The 19,963-nt window shown below is 54.3% G+C and carries 21 protein-coding genes, 1 tRNA gene and 1 pseudogene; 13 read left to right on the top strand and 10 right to left on the bottom strand.

The genetic code is table 11. The features are described from left to right. Window positions 1–21 precede the first annotated feature (21 nt). Window positions 22–687: a hypothetical protein gene (locus tag ACR0CW_RS09720; RefSeq protein ID WP_480787612.1), complete on the bottom strand. Its 666-nt coding sequence runs from the start codon at window positions 685–687 to the stop codon at window positions 22–24. 148 nt (window positions 688–835) lie between these two features. Here ACR0CW_RS09720 and ACR0CW_RS09725 point away from each other — a divergent pair, with 148 nt between their 5' ends. Together ACR0CW_RS09725 and ACR0CW_RS09730 are read left to right on the top strand one after the other, a co-directional pair. Next, entirely contained in the window at window positions 836–1,156 is a 321-nt protein-coding gene (locus ACR0CW_RS09725; protein WP_155150015.1) for an antibiotic biosynthesis monooxygenase family protein, read from the top strand. A 72-nt stretch (window positions 1,157–1,228) separates the two neighbouring features. Next, the gene (locus tag ACR0CW_RS09730) at window positions 1,229–1,636 is read left to right on the top strand and encodes a universal stress protein (protein WP_480787613.1); all 408 of its coding nucleotides are present in this window, start codon (window positions 1,229–1,231) and stop codon (window positions 1,634–1,636) included. Between the two features lie 2 nt (window positions 1,637–1,638). On the opposite strand, the gene ACR0CW_RS09735 is transcribed toward ACR0CW_RS09730, so the two are convergent. Continuing rightward, window positions 1,639–2,121, bottom strand: coding sequence for a HugZ family pyridoxamine 5'-phosphate oxidase (locus ACR0CW_RS09735; RefSeq protein WP_480787614.1), 483 nt, complete (start codon window positions 2,119–2,121; stop codon window positions 1,639–1,641). A gap of 86 nt (window positions 2,122–2,207) precedes the next feature. On the opposite strand from ACR0CW_RS09735, the pseudogene ACR0CW_RS09740 reads away from it, so the two are divergent. From ACR0CW_RS09740 to ACR0CW_RS09755, 4 genes and pseudogenes are all read left to right on the top strand, one after another. Then, window positions 2,208–2,860 (top strand): annotated as a pseudogene (locus ACR0CW_RS09740) (NADPH-dependent FMN reductase). Window positions 2,861–2,923: 63 nt separating this feature from the next. After that, window positions 2,924–3,370 carry an excalibur calcium-binding domain-containing protein gene (locus ACR0CW_RS09745; protein ID WP_480787615.1) on the top strand — a complete coding sequence of 149 codons (447 nt, stop codon included), beginning with the start codon at window positions 2,924–2,926 and terminating at the stop codon, window positions 3,368–3,370. A 328-nt stretch (window positions 3,371–3,698) separates the two neighbouring features. Next, window positions 3,699–4,052 (top strand): MmcQ/YjbR family DNA-binding protein, encoded by a 354-nt coding sequence (locus tag ACR0CW_RS09750; RefSeq protein WP_170332225.1) that lies wholly within the window; start codon window positions 3,699–3,701, stop codon window positions 4,050–4,052. Between the two features lie 115 nt (window positions 4,053–4,167). Further along, the gene (locus ACR0CW_RS09755; RefSeq protein ID WP_480787616.1) at window positions 4,168–4,716 is read left to right on the top strand and encodes an NYN domain-containing protein; all 549 of its coding nucleotides are present in this window, start codon (window positions 4,168–4,170) and stop codon (window positions 4,714–4,716) included. Window position 4,717: 1 nt separating this feature from the next. On the opposite strand, the gene ACR0CW_RS09760 is transcribed toward ACR0CW_RS09755, so the two are convergent. From ACR0CW_RS09760 to ACR0CW_RS09780, 5 genes are all read right to left on the bottom strand, one after another. Then, on the bottom strand, window positions 4,718–5,425 hold the full coding sequence (locus tag ACR0CW_RS09760; protein ID WP_480787617.1) for an ORF6N domain-containing protein: 708 nt from the start codon (window positions 5,423–5,425) through the stop codon (window positions 4,718–4,720). Between the two features lie 116 nt (window positions 5,426–5,541). Further along, window positions 5,542–6,003, bottom strand: coding sequence for a hypothetical protein (locus ACR0CW_RS09765; RefSeq protein WP_480787618.1), 462 nt, complete (start codon window positions 6,001–6,003; stop codon window positions 5,542–5,544). A 7-nt stretch (window positions 6,004–6,010) separates the two neighbouring features. Continuing rightward, window positions 6,011–6,253 (bottom strand): ECs_2282 family putative zinc-binding protein, encoded by a 243-nt coding sequence (locus ACR0CW_RS09770; protein ID WP_480787619.1) that lies wholly within the window; start codon window positions 6,251–6,253, stop codon window positions 6,011–6,013. A 37-nt stretch (window positions 6,254–6,290) separates the two neighbouring features. Next, window positions 6,291–8,477, bottom strand: a complete 2,187-nt coding sequence (uvrB, locus tag ACR0CW_RS09775) for an excinuclease ABC subunit UvrB (protein ID WP_480787620.1) — start codon at window positions 8,475–8,477, stop codon at window positions 6,291–6,293. An 81-nt stretch (window positions 8,478–8,558) separates the two neighbouring features. Next, the gene (locus ACR0CW_RS09780) at window positions 8,559–9,038 is read right to left on the bottom strand and encodes an SRPBCC family protein (protein WP_480787621.1); all 480 of its coding nucleotides are present in this window, start codon (window positions 9,036–9,038) and stop codon (window positions 8,559–8,561) included. 177 nt (window positions 9,039–9,215) lie between these two features. On the opposite strand from ACR0CW_RS09780, the gene ACR0CW_RS09785 reads away from it, so the two are divergent. The 7 genes from ACR0CW_RS09785 to ACR0CW_RS09815 all read left to right on the top strand — a co-directional run bounded on the left by ACR0CW_RS09785 (window position 9,216) and on the right by ACR0CW_RS09815 (window position 18,212). Then, on the top strand, window positions 9,216–9,527 hold the full coding sequence (locus tag ACR0CW_RS09785) for an ETC complex I subunit (protein ID WP_155150030.1): 312 nt from the start codon (window positions 9,216–9,218) through the stop codon (window positions 9,525–9,527). Then, a complete protein-coding gene (locus ACR0CW_RS09790; protein ID WP_480787622.1) occupies window positions 9,524–10,018 on the top strand; it encodes a GNAT family N-acetyltransferase in 495 nt (164 codons plus the stop codon). The genes ACR0CW_RS09785 and ACR0CW_RS09790 overlap by 4 nt, the downstream gene beginning before the upstream one ends. Window positions 10,019–10,039: 21 nt before the next feature. Beyond that, a tRNA-Arg gene (locus ACR0CW_RS09795) sits at window positions 10,040–10,116 on the top strand. 1,519 nt (window positions 10,117–11,635) lie between these two features. After that, window positions 11,636–13,498, top strand: a complete 1,863-nt coding sequence (locus tag ACR0CW_RS09800) for a site-specific DNA-methyltransferase (protein ID WP_480787623.1) — start codon at window positions 11,636–11,638, stop codon at window positions 13,496–13,498. A gap of 4 nt (window positions 13,499–13,502) precedes the next feature. Continuing rightward, window positions 13,503–16,097, top strand: a complete 2,595-nt coding sequence (locus ACR0CW_RS09805; protein ID WP_480787624.1) for a DEAD/DEAH box helicase — start codon at window positions 13,503–13,505, stop codon at window positions 16,095–16,097. Window positions 16,098–16,875: 778 nt separating this feature from the next. Continuing rightward, window positions 16,876–17,679 (top strand): hypothetical protein, encoded by an 804-nt coding sequence (locus ACR0CW_RS09810; protein WP_480787625.1) that lies wholly within the window; start codon window positions 16,876–16,878, stop codon window positions 17,677–17,679. Between the two features lie 293 nt (window positions 17,680–17,972). Then, a complete protein-coding gene (locus ACR0CW_RS09815) occupies window positions 17,973–18,212 on the top strand; it encodes a recombinase family protein (protein WP_480787799.1) in 240 nt (79 codons plus the stop codon). A gap of 434 nt (window positions 18,213–18,646) precedes the next feature. Here the strand turns inward: ACR0CW_RS09815 and ACR0CW_RS09820 are convergent, their stop codons facing one another. Genes ACR0CW_RS09820 through ACR0CW_RS09830 form a run of 3 tightly spaced genes read right to left on the bottom strand, consistent with a single transcriptional unit; the run spans window position 18,647 to window position 19,862 of the window. Next, window positions 18,647–18,916, bottom strand: a complete 270-nt coding sequence (locus tag ACR0CW_RS09820; RefSeq protein WP_480787626.1) for a hypothetical protein — start codon at window positions 18,914–18,916, stop codon at window positions 18,647–18,649. Continuing rightward, window positions 18,913–19,266: a hypothetical protein gene (locus tag ACR0CW_RS09825; RefSeq protein ID WP_480787627.1), complete on the bottom strand. Its 354-nt coding sequence runs from the start codon at window positions 19,264–19,266 to the stop codon at window positions 18,913–18,915. Before ACR0CW_RS09825 ends, ACR0CW_RS09820 begins: the two co-directional genes overlap by 4 nt. After that, window positions 19,263–19,862, bottom strand: a complete 600-nt coding sequence (locus ACR0CW_RS09830) for a hypothetical protein (protein WP_480787628.1) — start codon at window positions 19,860–19,862, stop codon at window positions 19,263–19,265. The genes ACR0CW_RS09825 and ACR0CW_RS09830 overlap by 4 nt, the downstream gene beginning before the upstream one ends. Window positions 19,863–19,963: the final 101 nt, after the last annotated feature.

Genomic DNA, 19,963 nt, shown 5'->3' on the forward strand with positions numbered 1-19,963 from the left:
AACCGGGTGGCCGGTCCGTCTTCAGAAGTCGCGCCAGAGTGCAAGTCGGGCCCCGATGGCATCCTGTGCAGAGGTTTTTTCCACCCCAACAATCCAGGTGAATTTTCCCTTTCTTGGGCGGATCATCAATGATGGGCGCGCGCTCCAGTAAAACGGATATCCGGGCGCATAATATGTTTCGATCTGTAGCAGTGGATCCAGGAGGCGATCCGTTGATAGTCCGACCGTCACATCGAACTTTCTGATCAAATCTGCATTCGTCCGGTATTCAAGGGCTGTATCGACGGCAAGCCAGCCGTTGCCCAAGCCGGTCTGCAGCCCTTTGCCATAAGACAGTGTGGCCTTGTACATCGCCCAGGACTGAAGTCCCCGATGATGCGCGCCCAGACCAAGTTCGGCTGCGAAACGACCGGGACCCCCCAGATCTGCAAGCGGGAAGCGGGCAAAAACCACAGCGTGGCCATATTGGTCCTGATGTTCCTCGGCATCGAGGCCGATGGTCAGTTTGGGGCGTAGACCCCACTCCGCATAAAGGGATGACTTGTACTTGCGGGTTCCGTCATTTTCCGAGAAGCCGGAGACAGCCACAGCGGTGAAGCCATGCCCCTTTTCCCTTAGCCAGGCCCCGGCCCAGACAGGCCCTGCAGATACGAACACGTATAGAAGGATGGTGATGATGCGACCCATGCGGGCAGCATCCTTAAGCTTGGTTAACGGAGGGTTATCCAATTTTGCTTTTTCGGAAAAATCTGCCTGCTTCCGTTCGGGGCATACAGGAAACAGGAGACGTTTCAGAAAGCTGTGCTAGGCTTGGATCAGCCAAAGGAGATTCCAGATGCCAGAAATTTCGAAAACCGCGAGCGTTCAAACCGTTATCACCACATTCGAGATGACCCCGGGAACCTGTCAGGATCTGTTGGAAGCACTGACCGATGCATATGCGGATTTCATTTCGAAACAGCCCGGGTTCGTATCAGCGGGTCTGCACGTGAATGATGCCCAGACCCGGATCGCCAACTATTCGCAATGGCAGCGCCGTGAGGATTTTCTGGCTATGTTGCGCACCCCAGAGATGCGGGATCGCAATCGAAAAATCAATGAGCTGTGCAAGAGTTTTGAGCCGGTCATGTATGACGTGGCAGAAACCTTTGGCTGATTCTGACCTGAATCAAAGCTGAATGGGACGACCCGGTTCAATCTGGGTGTGCAAATTACGGAGGCACGCGCCATGTATCACAATATTCTTGTTCCGATTTCCTTTGATGCCGAACGTGACACTTCGGGGCCGCTGAAGCTGGCGCATATACTTGCCACTCCGGATGCTCAGGTCACGTTGCTGCATGTGGTTGAGCATATTCCGGACTATGCGATTTCTTACATGCCGGTGGAGTATCTGACCGAGGCGCGCAAGGCGATTCAGACCGAGCTCGATATGCTTGCAGAAAAACTGCCAAACGCCACGGGTGTGGTGATCGAGGGGCATTCGGGTCGGACGATTCTGGATTGGGCGGAAACTAACAAGCCTGATCTGATTATCATGGCTTCGCATCGACCCGGGATGCAGGACTTGTTGTTGGGATCAACTGCCACCCATGTTGTGCGACACGCAGGATGTGCGGTGCATGTGGTTCGATAGGGTCAGAGATCAGCTGCTGAAAGGCGCCAGGCTTTGCCAAAGCCGCCATTCAGCAGCCCATCGGTCGTATTGAACCGAACAAATCCTAAGTCGGCAAAATCTATATAAAGCTTGGCCTTGGGGCGCAGCGAAAGATATCGCGTGCGCAGGGTGGTGTGTTCGGCACTGTCGCGGGCGATCAGATTAGCGGTGCAATGCAGTGTCAGACGCGGGTGGGTCAGCGGGTCACCTTTCTCTCCGGGTTCGCCAATCAATAACGCACAAGCCGGGTTCGCCTGCAGGGCGCGTGTGTGTTCGGCAAGGGTCGAGATTAGAGTGATGGGCTGGTTATTGGTGTCGGTTGCAAGGGCGATCCGGGTGACCGAGGGCAGTGATGTTCCGGGTTGCAGCACCGCAAGGGCCGCATATTCCGCGCCTGCCAGCAATTCATGCGCGAGAGCACGGGCGGTGTCGTCAAACGGTTGGAATGGATCGGATCGCGTCATATCTTCTTCACCGGATAATGTCGGGTGACATAAGCACTTATTCTGCGAAAGTACGAGAGCGGAAGTGACCATCAAAGGAGGCAAAAGTGCCGTTGAATTTTCTTGTCTTTCTGGGCTCGGTCCGGCAAAGCACACCTCCGCGCCCGGCCCGCTTGGGTGAGCGTGTGGCCCGTGCCTGCCATAAACAGCTGTCCGAAATGAGTGCTGATGTCGAACTGATCGACCCTCTGGAGCTGCAGCCCTCGCACCCGTTCAAGCCGCATTTCGCATATGCTCAAGGCCGTGCGCCCGATGCATTGAATGTGCTGGCTGAGAAGATTGAACGGGCAGATGGTTATGTCATGGTCAGCCTGAGTACAACCACTCGATGTCGCCTGCTCTGGCGGATCTGCTGAACCACTTCGGAAGTTCCCTGTTCTCATACAAACCCAGCGTCATCGCGACCTATTCTGCGGGCCAGTGGGGTGGGGCACGGGCCGCTGTCAATATGCGTACGTATCTGAGTGAGCTGGGTTGCTTGCCAGTTTCTGCGATGATCCACGTCCCCAAAGCTCATGAGGTGTTTGAGGTGGATGGAGCGTTTGCTCATGATGTCGAAGCTGATCGGTGGCGCGGCTATATGGGGCGGGCATTTGAACAGCTGTCCTGGTGGGCTGGTGCCGCTGTGCATCAACGCGAGGCTTTGTCCCATCCTGAGGCCTTTGCGCGGGATCCGTCGCAGCGCAATGCGCCTTCATAGGCAAATTGTGTAACTCCCCTGACCGCCTCGGCTTTGCCACATAGTTTCGGTAGCATTCAAATTATGACGTCTGAGAAACCTCCATACGAAGAAAGCAAACCGAGGCCATCCAGAAGGCAGCGGCGGGCTGAGGCCGTGCGCCGTAAGGCTCTCTCGCCACTCCGCATATTTATGATGGTACTGGCGTTGCCATTTACCACCGCGACGATCGCCCTTGGGGTTTATCTGCGAACGACCGACTACGAACATGCGGAGGCGGTCATTCATCTGGTCGCACTGGCGGGATGTGATGCAGCGCATGCCTTGGGCATGGGGGCCGTGCGCGAAGGGCAGCCCGGGTATCACAAGCGCAACGATCCTGATGGAGATGGGGTCGCATGCGGAACGTTTGTCGTGGAAAATCCGACAGCGGTCATCCCTGCTCCGGTGCCGTCTTCTGCACCTGCACCCGCACAGGCAGAGGCCCCAGCACAGCGCAGGGTAGGGAATGCAAAATTTGTGAAACCCTGAACGACGAAGGTAATCTATAACCGACAAAAACTGTCAACTATATGATTTTGTTGGATTTTTTGTTGACATCATAATCAGCATGACTATCTGTAGGACGTAACAGGATTACAGGTACCCAGCTGCAGCCAGCCATCGCCAGCCACGGCAAGGAACCCAGATGATCCTGATCTGGCAAATAGTGTTCCCTGAGCGCCAGATCTTCCACAGCAACGCAGGTTATCCCACGCAGCGATGAAGGTCTGCCGTCTGATCCGAACATTGCGAAATGGCGCGGGCAATCTGCCGGACAGGCTTGTCTTCACCCCACATGGTCGCCATGAATGACGTCATGACCCGCGATGAATTCAACACTTTTTGCGCCAGTCTCAAAGCTACCAGCCATGTGGTGCAGTGGGGCAATGCGGATGTATGGAAAGTGGGCGGAAAGGTGTTTGCGATCTGTGGCTGGAACGATGGTGCAGATGCGTTCACCTTCAAGGCCACTGATCTGGCCTTCGAAGTTCTCAGCGACGAACCCGGCATCCGCCCAGCGCCTTACTTGGCCTCACGCGGGATGAAGTGGCTGCAGGTCTATGAGGAACGCGGGATGAGTGACACATCCCTACGCGAGCATATTGTGACGTCTTATGATCTGGTCGTTGCCAAGTTGACCAAGAAAATGCGGGCAGAATTGGGGGTTTGACCCCCCCCTGAAGTTGCACCACTTTGGCGGGATGAGACGTTAAGCCGCTTGTCAGTTCTACGGGTGACAGCATCTTGATATTGCAGTGGCCGCGCGTTTGATTATCAACCTAAGCATGTTTGGATTGATTTACTTTCTTTGCGTTTCATTAGGCATAGTGCTGTGGTCCATATGGGTGTTTGGCCCGGTCATCACTCTACCACTGCTGGTCGCGGCCCTTGGTGTTGTTTTTGGCATTGTTCAGCTTCTCAGACTCAAGCTTCGTAAGCCAGCAAACTGGGTGGTCGTTGATGGGTCGAATGTTCTTTATTGGGAAAATGATGAGCCCGCGTTGCAATCGGTCCGGTTGGTTATAGAAAAACTGGTTTCGGAAGGATTTGAACCTATTGTGTGGTTTGATGCGAACATTGGTTATTTGGTTGTGGGTCACTATATGAATCCGGCTAAGCTCTCGAGGGCCCTGCGCTTTCCTGCACGGCAAATTTGGGTGGCTCCAAAAGGAACTCCGGCTGATCCGCTGTTGATCGCAGATGCGGCAAAGCTCAATGCACGGATTGTCACGAATGACCGCTTTCGGGATTGGGAAGAGCAGTTTCCGCAGGTTGCTCAACAGGATCTGTTCCTAAGGGGAACTATCCGAAAGAAAAGCGTTCACTTTAAATAAGTTATCCCTTCATCGCGTGCAGCAATTCAATCAGCCGCTTGCGGTCATCGTCATCGGTGTAGTCACCGGTGGCCAGACGTTCGGCGATGCGCAGGCGCAGGCGTTCCTGTTGGGTGCGCACCTCTTCTCCGGCCGTCTCAGCCAGAGTTTTCATGATTACTGCCACCGCCTGTTGCCGCTTGGTGGTGGGGTTGGCGATGTAATCGACAAGGCTCTGCTGACCGGAATCGAGGATGTTTTCGGCCAGATCGCGCAGTTGATCGCCATTGGGCAGCAGCGGGGCGGGGGCATCCTCGGGTGGCAGAATTTCCGGCAGGCTGCGCGGGGTTTCGGCCAATGCGTTTGCGCCGTCGACGAAGGCTTCGGTGATCATGCGGGTGATCTTGATCGCGCGCGGGTCCTTGAACAGGGCCGAGGCGATGGCCACGCCGTAATCGGTATAAACCCACGGATTGACCCGCCGCCCACCGCGGCCCTTGGGTTTTGAGATCACATTCTGTGATTGCAAATCCGCGACCTCGGCATCGGTCAGCTGAAAGCGGTAGCCCTCGAACAGGTCCTTGTTGCGCGACACGGCCTGATTGAAGGCGCTGACGGATTTTCCGTAGAACTGCGCCAGATCCTCGGCCAGCACCACGCGGGAGCCGCGCACCCGGTGAATGGCGCTTTGGACTTCATGGGTGCTGGGCAGGGTGTTCGGGTTCGTCATGGCAACCGTTTGGAATCACAATTTGTGATTTCAAACGTGGAGGAGGGAGCGCTGGGCTGCAAGGGTGGAGTGTGATACATCAACATAGATAGGTACGAACATCCACCCAATGCATGCTAGATCGTAATTTCCACACGGTTTTCTTTGACTTCTCCCGAAGGGTCTTCCCAAGTGATACGTAACCATTCTTTGGGAGGGGTTTGCATGTGAACCATAGCAGCCAAGTCCACACTTTGGCCCTTTTCAAGTTTGCTCATTGGAAACTTATCATTTGCGAAACTCTCTTCGACAATATGGTTCTGGTCGTCCAGCACCAGACGAACGTTCCGAGCAGTTGCTGGTCCGGTGTTGAATACACGTAGGCGCCAATTTGTTCTATCAATTCGGTTTAGTCGGGCCGACACCGAAGCTGTTTTCTCTCGCTTCGCTTCACCATGTGCCTGTTGGATTTGAATGCGTACCAACTCGATCTCGCGATCAGTTAAGCGGCTTTGAGATTTGAATGATCTCAGGGTTACTATCAACGCAGCTGCGGAGACCAATAGAGCCAATCCGGCAATAACATCCGATACGTTCATTTAGGGCCTATTTGAACATCCGTTTAAATTTCTTCTTCATATCTGACATTATTTCGCGCTTAGTATCGTCAATTGCCCGCGAGATAATTTCTTGATTACTATCGCAAATTTCTTGATAGGAAAACTCCAACTCACACCCAGTACATATGTAGCTACGGTTTTCTTCGGGAACACTGTAGTCAAATGAAAAATCTTTTGAACCGCAAGTCGGGCACATAAGAGATATTTGTCGCGAATAGGTTGATTTCATGGAACGCCTTTCAAGTCCAATATTGGAATGTGCAACTTTACCGCTTCCTTCTCTTCACATTCCCACCCCTTTGCCCCGGCCGACCAGCCGTTGACCGCCCTCGCGATTTCACCGCGTCTTCCGAGGCTTTCTCGACCGCCCATTGGCGCGCCATGGGGTCGTCGGCGACGGCCAGATCGACCGCTTCGAGACGTTTGATTTCATCCCGGATGTTGGCGGCCTCTTCGAATTCCAGGTTTTCGGCGGCTTTACGCATCTGCTCGCGCAGGCCGTCCAGATGGGCCTCGAGGTTCGCGCCGTGCATCGGTTTGTCGATAGTAGCGGTGACGCGGTTCATGTCCACATCGCCTTCATAGAGACCGGCCAGAACGTCCTCGACGTTTTTCTTCACCGTCTCGGGGGTGATGCCGTGTTCCTCGTTATAGGCGATCTGTCTGGCGCGGCGGCGGTTGGTTTCGTTCAGCGCGCGTTCCATCGAGCCGGTGATCTTGTCGGCATACATAATCACGCGGCCATCCGCGTTTCGCGCGGCGCGGCCGATGGTCTGGATCAGCGAAGTTTCCGAGCGCAGGAACCCCTCTTTATCCGCGTCCAGAATGGCGACCAGCCCGCATTCGGGTATGTCGAGCCCTTCGCGCAGCAGGTTGATGCCGACCAGTACGTCGAAGGCCCCCAAGCGAAGGTCGCGCAGGATTTCGATCCGTTCCAGCGTGTCGATATCCGAATGCATGTAGCGGACTTTGATGCCCTGTTCGTGCAGGTATTCGGTTAGATCCTCGGCCATGCGTTTGGTCAGCGTGGTGACCAGCGTGCGATAGCCATCGGCGGTCACTTTGCGCACCTCGTCCAGCAGATCGTCGACCTGCATCGAGACGGGTCGGATTTCGACCTCAGGGTCCAGCAGGCCGGTGGGGCGGATGACCTGTTCGGTGAAGATGCCGCCGGTCTGTTCGATCTCCCACTTTGCCGGGGTGGCCGAGACAAAGACGGATTGCGGGCGCATGGCGTCCCATTCCTCGAACTTCAGCGGGCGGTTATCCATGCAGGACGGCAGGCGGAACCCATGTTCAGCCAGCGTGAACTTGCGCCGATAGTCGCCCCGGTACATGCCGCCGATCTGCGGGACGCTCACGTGGGATTCATCGGCGAAAACGATGGCATTGTCAGGGATGAATTCGAACAGGGTCGGGGGCGGTTCGCCCGGTGCGCGGCCGGTGAGGTAGCGCGAGTAATTCTCGATACCGTTGCAGACACCAGTTGCCTCGAGCATCTCAAGGTCAAAGTTGGTGCGCTGCTCCAGTCGTTGCGCCTCCAGCAGTTTGCCTTCGCCGACGAGTTGGTCCAGCCGAATGCGCAGTTCCTTTTTGATGCCGATGATCGCCTGCTGCATCGTCGGCTTAGGCGTCACGTAGTGAGAATTCGCATAGACCCGCACGTGTTCCATCGTGGCGGCGCGTTCGCCTGTCAGGGGATCGAATTCGGTGATCTGTTCCAGTTCTTCGCCAAAGAACGACAGCTTCCACGCGCGGTCTTCAAGGTGGGCGGGCCAGATTTCCAGTGAATCGCCCCGCACCCGGAACGAGCCGCGTTGAAACGCCTGATCGTTGCGGCGGTATTGCTGAGCCACCAGATCAGCCATCACTTGCCGCTGGTCGTATTCATTGCCGACTTTCAGGTCCTGCGTCATCGCCCCGTAGGTCTCAACGGACCCGATACCGTAGATACAGGAGACCGAGGCAACGATGATCACGTCATCGCGTTCCAACAGCGCTCGGGTGGCCGAGTGGCGCATCCGGTCGATCTGTTCGTTGATCTGCGATTCTTTTTCTATGTAAGTGTCGCTGCGCGGCACATAGGCCTCGGGCTGATAGTAGTCATAGTACGAGACGAAGTATTCGACCGAGTTCTCAGGGAAGAAGCCTTTGAACTCTCCATATAGCTGCGCTGCCAATGTCTTGTTGGGCGCGAGGATGATCGCGGGGCGCTGCGTTTCCTCGATCACCTTGGCCATGGTGAAGGTCTTACCGGTACCGGTCGCACCCAGCAGAACCTGATCACGCTCGCCGTCCAGAACACCTCCGGCCAGTTCTTTGATCGCCGTGGGCTGATCACCAGCAGGGGCGAACTCGGTGTGCATGACGAACTGTTTGCCGCCCTCGAGTTTCAGGCGTGCGCGGACGTCTTCGGCGGTCAGTTGCGTCTTGTCGGAATGGGCGTATGGCATAAGCGGGCTCCGGGTCAGGCCCCTACATTTGTTCTTATTTTGTCCAACTGCAAGGGCTGATCCGGTCTAGAAACCAAAGTTTCAGTAAAAGGCAAACTGGGCGTCCGGGACCTGGTCTGTGCGCAGTTTTTCAGCCAGTGCTTTCAGATTGCTGTCCAGCACCCGACCCATCATTACTTTCAATAGCGTTTGCCCCAACAGCCAGCCCAATGGGCCATACTTCATCTCGTAATCCATGCTCCAGACCACCCGCGAACGACTATCTGCGAGTGGTTCGATGGCAATCGCTGCATGTGCCTCAGTCAGGGGCATCGCCGGCATCTCGGACAAGCGGACGCCGTAGCCCCGATTGGGTCGCCAGTCTGTGACCTCTTCGACCAGTGAAGTTCCGTTCTCAAAGTGACAGCGCCGCTTTGACCCGACGCCATCCTTGCCGTTCGTCAATGCCTCGACGGATGTGACCTGTGGCGCGAACTCGTCGATATGCATGAAGCGACTCAGAACCGTCCAGACTGCTTCGGGGTTGGTGTCGATCTCCAGTCTTCGTTCATGATGGATCATCGTGGTGTCCTCGTTTTGGATTGATCAAAAGATAGCGTAGACTGATGACAGTTTCTGACATCAGTGGTCTTGTGCGAGGGGGCGAGGCACGAAAGCTTGCTGTGACAATTGTTGTCTTGTTCCGGAGCGCTCTCTGACGCATAAACAACGTCAGCCAAGTGAGTACGGAGAGGCGACATGCGCGCACGGATTTACCAGCCTGCAAGGAATGCGATGACTTCGGGCATGGCCAAGACCCACAAGTGGGTTCTGGAATATGCTCCTGCGTCAGCGCGTGAGGTTGATCCGCTAATGGGCTGGACTTCGTCCGACGACACACAGACTCAGGTGCGTCTGAAGTTCGACACCAAGGAAGAAGCGCTGGACTATGCCAAGGATAATGGCATCGAGGTGCAGGTTAGTGAACCACACAAGCGCAAGCCGAACCTGCGCGCACGGGGCTATGGCGAGAACTTTGCCACAGACCGCCGCAGTCCCTGGACACATTGAGCGAGACCCATCGCATGATCGATATCCGCGAGGCCGATCCTACTTCGGACGCCCTGCGTCCGGTGGTGCAGGCGCATTTTGCTCATAGCGAGACAGCGGGGCCCGCAGAAAGCAATCACACAATGGATGCCGACTCGCTGGCGGGGCCGGGCATTCGGTTCTGGGCACTGTATGAGTCCGACCAGCCGCTCGGCTGTGGCGCGCTCAAGACATTGCCGGATGGAACGGCCGAGGTGAAATCGGTTCACATAATATCGCAGGCGCGTGGTCGTGGATTGGCCCGGGTGATGATGAATCACCTTGCGGAACTGGCGCGGGCCGAGGGGGTTTCAGCACTGGTTCTCGAGACTGGCGCAGCGCATCTGACCGAGTATGATGCCGCGCGCAAACTCTATGAAGCGCTTGGTTACTCCTATTGCGAACCAATCTTCGGGTACACCGATGACCCGAACAGCGCATTCATGCGCTTGGCTCTTGAACCCGGTCGCTAAAACCATCAAGAAGGGCCCAGCGGTCCCGTAGCTCAACTGGATAGAGCAGCTGACTTCTAATCAGCAGGTTGAGGGTTCGAGTCCTTCCGGGATCGCCAATTAAATCAATTACTTATGGGGTTTTGCGACAAGGTTGAATTTTCCGCGGCTACCACCGGGCTACCACAATTCAAGATTTCGCACCGCCTTGCCCTATTGGAAACGCTGGGTGCAATAGAATAAACTCCCCCGCACCCCGTAAGGGCAAACGGCACCGTCGCGCTAAATTGGAAGCCCGTGGTATACCATGAATAACAAGGGGCGATTTGGGCACATTGGCGGGCCGCATATTGCCCCAGCGCTCAAACGTTTTGCTAACCACTAAAAATTGCCTGTAACTTTGTAACTTTGTTACATTTGTATATAACCTATTGTTTTTAATTACTTATATGCTCCGCAATTGGTTACAAAATAAGTAACAGAAATTTCAGACTGTTACCTGTAAGTATTTGAATTTATTTGATAAGCACTTTTTGGGATACTCTCTCCTTTTAACTTTCGCGCGCAAAAACCTTATTACCCACTGGGAGTATCTGGAAGCCCTATGCAAAAGGTATGGGTGCAAGATCTTCTCTGGTAAGCGCCCCGGGAAAATGCCGAAATGGCTGGATGAGAATGCTGATACAGCGCAATCAATCGAGGCTTTGGGTTCGTGGGATTATGCTTGCATAGCGATGGCCGCGTCATTGACGTTATGTGGTGAAGTCTGCTGGAATGAATGCCGGAAATACGGGTTGGCCCGTTGACCTGAGTCCCTGAAACTCATCTAGTCTTGTGTAGAATCCTGCCAACGAAAGGACGGATAAATGAAGACGAGAATAGAATGTCTGCATGGTCAAGGAACAAGAAGCTGGCGAGAAGACGGCCGAAATGTGCAGGCCATCATGGCATTTGCATTAACATCATTTCGAGGGTGTTACGGGATCGAGTTCACCAGAATGGCGACGCTTGGATGGGTGCAGGACACTGAGGCCGGCTGGCACTACATCGCCCCGGGGAAGAAAACATACGCCATGACAAGATCAACCCTTGCCCGACAGCCGAGGTCAGTAAAACTCTGGAAGTATGGCAAGAGGAGTATAATTAACAAAGGGCCACTCAGCGCTCAGAAACCTGACACTGAGTGAATGTTCAGGGAAAACAAACATGGACAAACGGGCCGCGTAAGGTCATCAACCTAGGGACTCTCCGTTAAGTGGAGGAAACCTGGGGCTCAGGTTATTATTTAGGCCGCAAGAACAAGAACAAGATTGTAAGGCACGTGCAGAATACTCACGATATTTTCATTTCCCGCATTCTAAGGGATGACACATGTCACGCCTGATCGACCTGATTGCACAGGCCAAAGCCAAAGACGCTACTTTGGGTAACGAGCTGGAGCGCGAGTTCAAGGCGCTAGCCAATCGTCGAGCCTTTGGGCTGAACTTTGAGCGCCATGCACCGGAGAGCGTGGAGCTGCCGGGTCGTCCCATTCGCAAGGGCGACAAGGTTCGGGTTTTGCCGCCCCGTGGCAGCTTGGAGAATGGCGACCAGCGGCTGTGGAGGGTGAAGCGCACTCACAGGCAGAATGGCACGCGGGTGGCCGACCTGACGCTGCAAAAGGCTGCAAATCCAGAGGCACAGACAGTTGCGGTAAAAGACCTGATCGTGGTGGCCGAGATGCGCGACTACATCTATCCCGGTCTGGTCAGCACCGGCAAAGTCGCGTGTGGCGGCGACAAACCCTACCACACGGTCGTCAATGGCGAGAATTTCCACGCGCTAGAGGCGCTGACCTACACCCATCGCGGCAAGATCGACGTGATCTATATCGACCCGCCATACAATACCGGGGCGAAGGACTGGAAATACAACAACGACTATGTGGAGGGCGACGACCTTTACCGTCACTCGAAGTGGCTGGCGTTTATGGAGCGGCGACTTAAGTTGGCTGCACAGTTGCTCAACCCTCAAAACTCCACGCTGATCGTTTCCATTGATGAAAAGGAATACCTGCGACTTGGATTGCTTCTGGAACAAGTGTTTCCTGAAGGGCGCGTCCAAATGGTTTCCAGCGTCATCAACCCTAAAGGCGCAACTCGGCAATCGTCCTTCGGTAGAACGGATGAATATTTGTTTTTTGTCTCTCAAGGGGACGCGGCACCAACTCCTGTGCCGCTACCCAATGAATGGAAAGTTGTACAGGACAAAAGGGCGGCAAAACTCCGCTGGGCGGAATTGTTACGCTCTGGCTCAAATACGCAGCGCGAAGACAGTCCGAACCAGTTTTATCCAATCTTTGTGCACCAGCTAGCAGATGGTCCTGCCTTTCACTCTGTCGGTGAGGCGTACTTCGGTGATGACTGGCAATCCTTGAAAGCGCCCGAAGGGTGCTTTGCGGTATGGCCAATACGCTCAGATGGCAGTGAAGGGAACTGGCAAAACAGTGGAGAGAGCTTGCGAACTTTGATAGAAAAGGGGTTCGCGAAGTTAGGACGATGGCGAGAAGAAAAGACTGCTGTGACTTACCTAAAGCGCGGTGAGCAAACCAAAGTAGAAAGTGGTGTTTTTCCTATTGTTGGGAGGCGCAGCGACAATTCTGTGATTGTAGATGATGCAGCTTATCAACCCACGTTCATTCCCGGCACACAATGGCGAATAACATCTCACAACGCAGAACAGGGCGGTACGAACTTACAAAAAGCGTTCATTCCCGGTCGCAAGTTTCCGTTCCCGAAGAGCCTTTATGCCGTTGAAGACGCTGTGCGCTTCTTCGCCTCGGACAAGCCTCACGCAACTATTTTAGACTTCTTCTCAGGCTCCGGCACCACAGCCCATGCGGTCATGCGCCTGAACAAGCAGGATGGCGGCAGGCGACAATGCATCTCGATCACCAATAACGAGGTCGCCGCAGACGAACACAAGGCGCTGCGGCAGCTAAACCTGCGCCCCGGTGATCCTGAGTGGGAGCGATGGGGCATTTGCGAATATATTACCAAGCCGCGCATCAATGCCGCGATCACGGGTCTGACGCCGGACGGCGATCCGATTAAGGGTGATTATAAGTTTACCGATGAGTTTCCCATGGCCGATGGCTTTGAGGAAAACGCCGAGTTTTTCACGCTCAGCTACGAAACCCCGGTCTCGGTCAGCCATAACCGTGCCTTTGCCCGTGTCGCGCCACTTCTGTGGATGAAAGCGGGCAGCGCGGGTCGGCGTATTGACAGCCTGCCAGACGCGGGCTGGGACGTGGCCGATACCTATGGCCTGCTGACCGATCTGGATGCCGCAGCGCCCTATATCTCCGCCATAGAGGCCAGGGAAGGTATCCGCATCGCCTATATCGTCACCGATGACGACAGGCGCTTCCAGTCTGTGGCACAGGGCCTTCCTGACGGGGTTGAGGCTGTGCGGCTGTACGAATCATACCTGACCAATTTCCGCTTTTCGATGGGGCGCTGAGACCATGCAATTTACCCTCAAAGATTATCAGGACGACGCGGTGGCCCAGGTTCTCGACCGCCTCAGGAAAGCAAGGAAACGCTGGCACGAAGATAGCGAAAAGAACGCCTTTTCCTTAACCGCAACTACAGGCGCCGGTAAAACAGTGATGGCCGCTGCGGTGTTTGAGGCGCTGTTCTTCGGCTCTGACGACTACGACTTTGAGCCTGACCCCGGCGCGGTAGTTATCTGGTTTTCCGACGACCCGTCTCTGAACGAACAGTCCCGCTGGCGGCTGCAAGAGGCGGCGGACAAGCTGACGACCTCTGACCTTGTGACGGTGGAAAACACGTTCTCGCGCGAAGTGTTTGAACCGGGCAAGGTGTACTTCTTGAACACTCAGAAGCTGAGCAAGAACTCCATGCTGGTGCGGGGTGCTGACCCGTCTGACCAGGGCGTTCTGACAATCGACGGAACGCCGATCATGCCCGATGGCCGGTCCCACACGATCTGGGACACGATCCGTAACACGGTCGAAGACCCGGACCTGACGCTGTATCTGGTGCTCGACGAAGCGCACCGGGGGATGCGCGACGCGGTGAAGGGCACACAGACCATCGTGACGCGGTTGATCAACGGACAAGGCGCGGTTCCCGGTATTCCGATTGTCTGGGGCGTGTCGGCAACCGTGCAGCGGTTCAATGATGCGGTTAAGTCGATGAAAGACCGCACCGCACTGCCTAATGTGGAGGTGGATTCAAAGCTGGTGCAAGAGTCGGGCCTGCTCAAGGATACGATCACTCTGGACGTGCCGGATGAACGAGGTGATTTCACCACAGTCTTGCTGCGACGGGGCACAGAAAAGCTGAAAGAGTCCAGCAAGGCCTGGGCCGCTTATGCTGCTGAGCAAGGCGACACAGTGAAGGTAAAACCGCTCATGGTGTTGCAGGTGCCGAACTCGCCCGGCAAAGATGATGTGGGGACTTGGCTGCAAACCATTTTTGATGCATGGCCTGATCTGAGGCCGGACAGCGTTTACAATGTGTTCGGAGAACACAAGGAAGAGAACTTCGGCGGCTTTGTGGTGCCCTACATCGAACCGCAGCGGGTTCAGGAGGCTGACTATGTAAGGGTCTTGCTGGCAAAGGATGCAATCAGCACTGGCTGGGACTGCCCAAGGGCCGAGGTTATGGTGTCTTTCCGCGCCGCGTCAGATCAGACACATATCACGCAGCTATTGGGCCGCATGGTGCGGACACCGCTTGCGCGGCGTATACCGGGCAACGAGCGGCTGAACTCGGTCGATTGCTTATTGCCCAGGTTCAATCAGGACACGGTAAAAGCCGTTGTTGAGGCGCTCATGTCAGGCAGTGATGCGGGCGAAATGCTGCCGGGGCGTCGAGTGTTGATCAATCCGATTGAGATGGTTCCAAACCCGAATGTGCCGCAGGCGGTCTGGGACAAGCTGACAAGCCTGCCTTCTGCCACAATGCCAAAGAAACAAGCGCGGCCAGTAAAGCGTCTCACAGCGTTGGCACATGAGCTAGCAGCCGATGGCTTGTTGCCAAATGCTGGAAAGCAGGCACATGCGCATTTGCATGCTGTGCTGGATGTACAGCGAACAGCACTCACCGTCGACATTGCCAAGGCCCGGACAGATGTCCTGACTGTCGAGGGTAAGACTGTCAGTGCGGATGTTGAAACGCAGGAAATGTCCTTTAATGACTTTGTGGAAGCCGCTGACTATGTGGTGATCGAAGAAGCCTACAGACGTGCAGCTCGCCTGTTCTCCCCTGATCTGGCAAAGACTTACAGCGAATACCTGGCTGACCAGAACACCGATGCAGAAGACTATGAAGAAGCCTTGATCGAGGCGCATACAGATGTTGCTGCGCTCGGGCTGATCGACATTGTGAAATTTACACTGGAGGCTGAGGCGGAAGCCTTGGCAAATACATGGCTTACGGCGCAAGAGGCTGCAATCAAGGCGCTGACTGATGAGCGGCAGGACGTATACCGAGAGTTGCGCGAACTCAGCGCCGAACCACTGGACGTGACGCTTGCTATGCCAAAGAACAGGTTGCAGCCAACAGTCGAAGTCAGGGAAAACGGCACCGAAATTCCTTTGCCGCGTCATGATCACCATCTTTTGTGCGATGAAGACGGCAAATACCCTGACGCACTGAACTCATGGGAAGCCAAGGTGATAGAAGTGGAACTGGCGCTGGACACATCTGTGGCATGGTACCGCAATCCATCCTCTGCAAAACCCGAATCCCTGGGGATCGTTTACGATGAAGACGGTCAGGCCAGTATCCTGCGACCTGACTTTGTTTTCTTTGAACAATCCAATGACGGTAGCGTTAAGGCCAATCTTGTGGATCCGCATGGGCAACACTTGGCTGATTCATTGCCGAAGTTGCTCGGTCTGAAAGGTTATGCCGAACGCCATGGTGAGGACTTTGGCCGCATTGAAGCTGTAGCGAAGAGTGAAGCAGGCGGTTTCCAATCGCTGGACCTCAAAGATGCAGATGTTCGGACCGCAATCGCTGCGGCTCCCAGCGCCAGATCCCTGTTCGAGGGGCCACACGCAAAGCCGTACCCGAGCCGGGCCCAATAGGCCCGAGTGTGCAAAAGCGACCAAAGGTGGAAGGATAGAGCAGCAGCCACCCCAAACCCCATGGTCGCGGGCATCTTGGATGATGTTTTTGCTTTCGGGTGTTTAATAAATTTCCAATTCAGGCGAGTCCCAGTCGTAGGGTGTATGTCCCCCGGCCGTGCTGTATCGGACCAATTCGTTCGTGCTTGTAGTATTGATTTGCGTTGTAGTGTTTGGCCCAGCCGGTGACCCAACTGCAAAACTTCGCATGCGTATCCGTTTCATTTCTTCGACAACAGCTGTAGTTGATCCGGCTGAACCCAAAATCATCAAAGAACTTTTCTGCTTTGGATCAAACGGCCTTCTGACTTCGGAAGCCGCGTAGGTGATCATATTTGTATTGTAAAATCGTATACGTTTTTGTCGAGATTGTGAGTTTATTTGCAAGACCGGTAATGTTGGTCAGCCTAAGCTCCATTCCAGCAGCAGTGACCGGACAGCGTCGTGATTGAGAAGGAAGGAGCGAGCTATCTCTGTAGACTTAACGTACCAGTATAGTTCAGGCTGGTACAATCTTTGCGAGAATTTAGATTTTACCGTGAACTAACACGTCTGTCCCATGTATTTATATTGACTTAACTACTTCCCACTCCTAGTTTTTGGATCAATTCTTGGCGGTAAATCAGAACTCTGCTCATGATTGTGGCTTTACTACCGTTTCATATGGTGAATTGAGCCCTTTGAATGAATGATTTAATCGGTCAAGGTTCGTTTATTTTTATTTATTTGGGTTTCCGACTTGCACACGATTTTCGACTGGCTTGATCTGCACGATCTGAAAGCGCCTATATTACGGGATATTGTCACAGCCTACTATTTGGGTGAGCTGAAAGATTATCATTCGAAAGTTGAAGAGCTGCCCACCTCATCAAATGCAGCACCGATACCAGAAAGCCAGGCAGAGTGTTTTGAAACCTATGTGATCCCGGCTTTGGTCGAAGGCTTTCCTGAGTGCCTGGACATTGTGCGGAGACTGCAAGGATTAGGTTTCAAAGAACTTGCAGACCTGACAATCTGTTGGCCGTACACAGCAGATCGTGGCGAGGGACAGCCGCCACTTGTTGCGATGAACTGGAATGGTCAACCTACGGACTTGATGTGTTTGGCCAACAAGGCCGCACATGCACTTCAGATCATGCTTTCCGGCAATGACTCTATGCCCCCGATTGCCCGCGAGACCTGCGCGTTTATTGGAGAATTACTTCTTTTGAGTTTTGTCCAAAAATACGATCCTGCTCTTTACCCGGAATTGGAACAGGTCTGGGCGGTGGAAAACGCGGCCTATCTGTTCGACAATCTGGATAGTTTGGCTGATGGGCTTCTAAATCCGGGCACGCTTTATCATTATTACATGAATTACCCGCTGGCACGGCTTGCAGCGGTGCAGATCTTCGTCAGCGACAACTTTTCTCTGAAAGACCTGTTTTCCAGCGGTGCATCAGCAATGAAGCATCTGCCAATAAAGGAGATGGCAGCACAGACCGCCATTCTCGCCAAATACTTCCCAGAGCCAGATCCAAACGTCCGTTTCACAGACAGGTAACTGGCTTGTCGAAGAACCATTGAAACGACGCAACAAATTTGTGTGTTTGCAGCATCTGGAAATCTCCGTATGCATTTGGGCAATCGGATTGATTATTTAGATGGTTTTCCATGCTCATTGCTCTGCATGTTTATCGTCAGAAGATCAGAGCCTTGCCTGGCAGCTTGATACATTGCGCGCCATAGGGTGCGAGCGGAATTCGACGGCAAAGTGAGCGGCGCTAAAAGCGAAAGTCCAGATTTGAGCAAAGCTCTCTAACAGCGTCGGGATGGCGACACCCTGGTGTCTGGTGGCTGGATCGGATGGGCTGGTCTCTCAAGTATCTGGTTGGCCGCGCCGAGCCGTTGAAGGAAATGGGTGTTGGCCTGAAAAACCTTCAGGAGTCCATTGGTACCACATCGAGTGAAGGTCAGCTTATCTTTCAAATGTTCGACGCGTTGGCAGAGTTCGGCAACCATGAAATGAAAGGGTGGGGTGGCTTGGCTAGGACGGTGGCTGATCAACGCCCCTCGCGTTCAGATCATTGCGGATAGCTTCAAATTGACTGTTAAACTTAAATAATAGATTTAATTGTATAAAGTATTTCACCCCCCCTCTAAACCAACTCGCGAAAAAATCTACCTACCCACGCCGGTCCCTTGATCCATACGCGTGAACTTTTTGCACCCCCCCTACCCATGGGCTTTTTTGCCTGACACTGGCCAAGCGTAAACAAGGCTATGGTGCGCGGTCGGCACCCAAACACACCTAAAAACCAGCATACCCCCGGTATGTGGCTTTTTTCCCTATTTGAAGGTCGGGCATTTCACCACAGCCGTGATCTTTCACGGCTCAGCTATGCCGCTGGACAGGCACAGACGCGAAGGGACGGGCGCGACAGTGCCGCTGGCCCAACCGGGGCGCGGGGAAAAGAAAACCCGGCAGCGAACGCAACCGGGTTTGATCTGTCTGGATATTGGCTAGAAAACTAGGAATCGACCACGATAGGCATAAGTTTGATATTGTCACAGAGGTCAGCTAGATCGGTAGCAAGTGGGGCAGGAGCGGATAAGATTGCCCAGACGTGATCTAGGTCTTTATTCCGCCCACCGTTCGGCAGCGCGTAATCCATTTCGTTCAATATGGAGACTGATGCATCCACCAGCCCAGCGACAACATTAGACTTACCCACCAGATCAAAGCAATTGATGCCGCCAGGAAGAATGTCTTTGCGATCATCATATGCGGTCTGTGTCATGCCAGCGCCCTTTCCATAGGCGCGATCTGATAGACCTCGCCGTTTTGCAGATCACGTTTAGCCCACACTGTCCGTTGATAACGCTCAAAGTTGTCACGCTGAAAATCAATGTGCATCTGTGGGTATTGGCTATCGCCAAGCGGTAACGACAACGCCTTACGTAACTGCCATGCCGCAAAGCACTTTGCAGCAATCACACAGGATGATTCCCAGCCTTGATGGGCCTCAAGTTGCTTGATGATTTGGATCAGTTGCGCCCGGCCTACAGTGTATGTGGCGCTGGATGATAGGGCGGGAACGGCAGGGAGCGCACCAGCGACCCCTGCCAAAATAAACTCACGGCGCTTCATGCTGGCACCTCATAGGCAAGGGCCATTCCGTCCAGCCGGATTTCCGTGACGGTGGCAAGGTTTATTGAGCGCGGAGCCGCCTTGTCGGCATCCCATACCGCCATCAGGTTTGGGTGAAGGGCCTTGCGCGTCTCTGTGGCTCTCTGGGCGCTCGGCGAAGCCGCATGGCCTTTTACGTGGTATTTAAGTTTGGCGGTCTGGACGCGCATTTCGCGGACGCTGCCATCTTTCTTGATGAAGGTCACAGATGCAAAACGGCCCTTCGCAGAACGGATAAGGTCGTGCTTTTCAGCGATGTCGGCTTGGGCCTGCGCCTCAGCTTCGGCTTTCGCATTATAGTAGGCGCGGCGCAACTGGCCCAGACGCTCAATGCCATGAAAGCCAAGGCGATCCCGGCTTTCCATGTCCTGCACTTCGGCCCAGAGGCTTGCGGCAGATCGGGACAATAGCGCGGCTGCGGCCTTGGCAGCGGCCCATGTGCGGCGCAGGCAGTAGGTGAATACTTCACGCAGCTGGTGAGCGGCATAGCCCATGCGCATATGCTCACGGGTATCTTTCCAAGCGGCAGTCATAATGTCGGAACGGTTCAGTGTCATTGCGGTTGTCCTTTCCGCGTTCATTTGCTACACATCATGTGTAGCCTTTGTGCTGCCATGCGTCAACACATTATGTGTAATTTAATACTTAAAAGGTGGCG

This window comes from Ruegeria sp. CH6, from assembly GCF_056537005.1.

Coding starts and splice junctions, on each gene's coding strand:
- ACR0CW_RS09720 (WP_480787612.1), bottom strand. CDS start 687: ATGGGTCGCATCATCACCATCCTTCTATACGTGTTCGTATCTGCAGGG.
- ACR0CW_RS09725 (WP_155150015.1), top strand. CDS start 836: ATGCCAGAAATTTCGAAAACCGCGAGCGTTCAAACCGTTATCACCACA.
- ACR0CW_RS09730 (WP_480787613.1), top strand. CDS start 1,229: ATGTATCACAATATTCTTGTTCCGATTTCCTTTGATGCCGAACGTGAC.
- ACR0CW_RS09735 (WP_480787614.1), bottom strand. CDS start 2,121: ATGACGCGATCCGATCCATTCCAACCGTTTGACGACACCGCCCGTGCT.
- ACR0CW_RS09745 (WP_480787615.1), top strand. CDS start 2,924: ATGACGTCTGAGAAACCTCCATACGAAGAAAGCAAACCGAGGCCATCC.
- ACR0CW_RS09750 (WP_170332225.1), top strand. CDS start 3,699: ATGACCCGCGATGAATTCAACACTTTTTGCGCCAGTCTCAAAGCTACC.
- ACR0CW_RS09755 (WP_480787616.1), top strand. CDS start 4,168: ATGTTTGGATTGATTTACTTTCTTTGCGTTTCATTAGGCATAGTGCTG.
- ACR0CW_RS09760 (WP_480787617.1), bottom strand. CDS start 5,425: ATGACGAACCCGAACACCCTGCCCAGCACCCATGAAGTCCAAAGCGCC.
- ACR0CW_RS09765 (WP_480787618.1), bottom strand. CDS start 6,003: ATGAACGTATCGGATGTTATTGCCGGATTGGCTCTATTGGTCTCCGCA.
- ACR0CW_RS09770 (WP_480787619.1), bottom strand. CDS start 6,253: ATGAAATCAACCTATTCGCGACAAATATCTCTTATGTGCCCGACTTGC.
- uvrB (WP_480787620.1), bottom strand. CDS start 8,477: ATGCCATACGCCCATTCCGACAAGACGCAACTGACCGCCGAAGACGTC.
- ACR0CW_RS09780 (WP_480787621.1), bottom strand. CDS start 9,038: ATGATCCATCATGAACGAAGACTGGAGATCGACACCAACCCCGAAGCA.
- ACR0CW_RS09785 (WP_155150030.1), top strand. CDS start 9,216: ATGCGCGCACGGATTTACCAGCCTGCAAGGAATGCGATGACTTCGGGC.
- ACR0CW_RS09805 (WP_480787624.1), top strand. CDS start 13,503: ATGCAATTTACCCTCAAAGATTATCAGGACGACGCGGTGGCCCAGGTT.
- ACR0CW_RS09820 (WP_480787626.1), bottom strand. CDS start 18,916: ATGACACAGACCGCATATGATGATCGCAAAGACATTCTTCCTGGCGGC.
- ACR0CW_RS09825 (WP_480787627.1), bottom strand. CDS start 19,266: ATGAAGCGCCGTGAGTTTATTTTGGCAGGGGTCGCTGGTGCGCTCCCT.
- ACR0CW_RS09830 (WP_480787628.1), bottom strand. CDS start 19,862: ATGACACTGAACCGTTCCGACATTATGACTGCCGCTTGGAAAGATACC.